The sequence below is a fragment of the Bradyrhizobium sp. Mp27 genome, from assembly GCF_029953005.1.
GTDB lineage: Bacteria > Pseudomonadota > Alphaproteobacteria > Rhizobiales > Xanthobacteraceae > Bradyrhizobium > Bradyrhizobium barranii.
In genome coordinates, this window is record NZ_JASAUS010000484.1 from 1 (window position 1) to 1493 (window position 1493).

At 60.5% G+C, this 1493-nt stretch carries 2 protein-coding genes and 1 pseudogene; all 3 read left to right on the top strand.

The genetic code is table 11. The features are described from left to right. The first annotated feature begins 201 nt into the window (after positions 1 to 201). Entirely contained in the window at positions 202 to 570 is a 369-nt protein-coding gene (locus QJT78_RS51150) for a hypothetical protein (protein ID WP_028181692.1), read from the top strand. Between the two features lie 3 nt (positions 571 to 573). After that, positions 574 to 1392, top strand: a complete 819-nt coding sequence (locus tag QJT78_RS51155) for an AAA family ATPase (protein ID WP_028181693.1) — start codon at positions 574 to 576, stop codon at positions 1390 to 1392. After that, positions 1338 to 1493: pseudogene (locus tag QJT78_RS51160) on the top strand (IS6 family transposase); the annotation flags it as partial. The gene QJT78_RS51155 and the pseudogene QJT78_RS51160, both read left to right, overlap by 55 nt.

A 1493-nucleotide genomic window follows, 5' to 3' on the forward strand; every position in this document is an offset into this window, starting at 1 on the left:
GTCAACGCATACAACGACAGAGCCGAGCCCTTCGTCTGGACCAAGAAAAAGGTCCGTCAACGCCGTTTCAAAGGCCGCCGTATCACTCAGCTCTGATTCCGGGTACTAGTGTCTGCCATATCGCGTGCCTTGGAAAGGAAGCGCAGCAAGGTTAATTCAGATCATCTCGTCGCGCGGGTTAGGATAGAGGGAGTAACTCCGTTGGCTTGGCGGATTCGCCGGGACACGGATCTGCTGAAGGCGGAAGCGGACGACAGAGCCTCGGTCATTGGGACCTGCTGGGTTGAGAAGCTGGAGATCGTCTGCCGTCCGGCCGAGCGTTGGGAGGAGCCATCCGAGGATCCGCTCTTCGAGCTCCGCCGCGTGATCGAGGAGGACATACTCACCTCCGACGCCTTCCAGAACGAACTCGTCGGCATGGCTCAGGAGATAAGAGCGCAGCTCCCGCCGGAAAGCCGCGACGCCTTCGGCGCCGACGAGGCGTCGTTCAGGGAGGCGCTCACGCGCCTGGTGCGTGACGGAGCGGAAAGCGTGATGGCGCGCCTTGAGCCTACCGGCGAGGGCGGCTGAGTCATGCGCCTGCGCCGCCTCGACCTCACCCGGTACGGGAAATTCACCGACCACAGCATCGATTTCGGCGAACGGCCCATCGATCAGCCGGACCTGCATGTCATCTACGGACCGAACGAAGCCGGCAAATCGACCGCCTTTACCGCGTTTCTCGACTTGTTGTTCGGAATCGCGACGCAGAGTCCGTTCGATTTCCTCCACCCCTATTCCACCATGCGGATTGGCGGAGCGCTGGAGTTCGGCGGTGAAACGCGGGAGTTCGCGCGCATCAAGCGGCCGCAGAACAGCCTGCTCGACGCCGATGATCGCCCTATCCCGGAAAGCGCAATTCGCGGCGAACTCGGCGGCATCGAGCGTGACGCCTATCGCACCATGTTCTCGCTCGACGACGAGACACTCGAGAAGGGCGGCGAAAGCATTCTGGCAAGTAAGGGCGATATCGGACAATTGCTGTTTTCTGCGAGTGCAGGCCTTTCTCATCTCAGCCAAAAGCTCATCGATCTCAAGGCCGAGGCAGATGGCTTCTACAAATTTCGGGCGCGCAGCGGCGCACTCGTGGATCTCAAGACGCGGCTTGCGGAGTTAAAGGCAGAGCGGGAGAAATTCGACACTCTGGCCTCGGATCACGCCCGGCTCGTTGAAAGCCTGGATCGGTCCAAGAAGCACTATGATGAGGCCGTCACCGAACGCACCCGCACTCGTGGACGCATCGACGAGGGTACCGTCAAGTTAACGAATTGGAGCGGCGGAGGGGGTAGACGAGCGGCATGCGGACTGCCAAGGCCCCTCTTTATCGCCGCCATAGCTTCCCTCCGGAAGTGATCAGCTATGCCGTTTGGTTGTATTTCCGGTTTCCCTTAAGCTTGCGCATGGTCGAGGAAATGCTGGCGGCGCGTGGCATTGGCGTGACCTATGAAACCGTG